The following is a 551-nucleotide window of genomic DNA, read 5'->3' on the forward strand; positions in this document are numbered from 1 at the left end:
CCCTCCGTCCAGATCAGCGGGAGGGCGTCGGCGAGCTCGGAGGCGAGCGTCTTGGCCGGATTGCTGTAGGTGACGATGGCGGGTCCGCAGCGCTCGGCGGTGCGGTCGAGCCGGTCGGCGACCTTCTCCAGGGCCTCGGGCGGTGCGTCGAGCAGCCCGGTGCGGTCGAGGAGGGCGAGCAGCGGGGTGAGCAGGGCCCACAGGGCGCCGGGGGCGGAGGCCGCGTCGGGCTCGTCCTGCTCGTAGGGCGCGGTCGCCATGGGGACGAGGAGGCCGTGGGCGCCGGCCACGGACTCGGTGAGCGGGGCGCCGGTCGGGCAGACGGCAACGACCGTGAGGCCCCGGCGGTAGGCCTGCTCGACGAGGAGGGAGAGGCTGGGCTCGCTGCCGTCGGGGGTCGCGATCAGCAGCAGGTCGACCGGGCCGGCCCAGCCGGGCAGCTCCCAGCGCAGGGCGCCGGGGGCGGGGGCGACGCCGGTGGTGCGCAACCGCACGACGGGGCAGGCGGCGCCCGCGAGGCGGCCGAGGAGGTCGGCGACGCCGAGGGCGGC

General features: G+C 78.0%; 1 pseudogene. It reads right to left on the reverse strand.

From position 1 onward, the window contains the following. Positions 1-551 (reverse strand): annotated as a pseudogene (locus GTW43_RS02990) (mannose-6-phosphate isomerase); the annotation flags it as partial.

The organism is Streptomyces sp. SID5785, assembly GCF_009870065.1.
Lineage (GTDB): Bacteria > Actinomycetota > Actinomycetes > Streptomycetales > Streptomycetaceae > Streptomyces.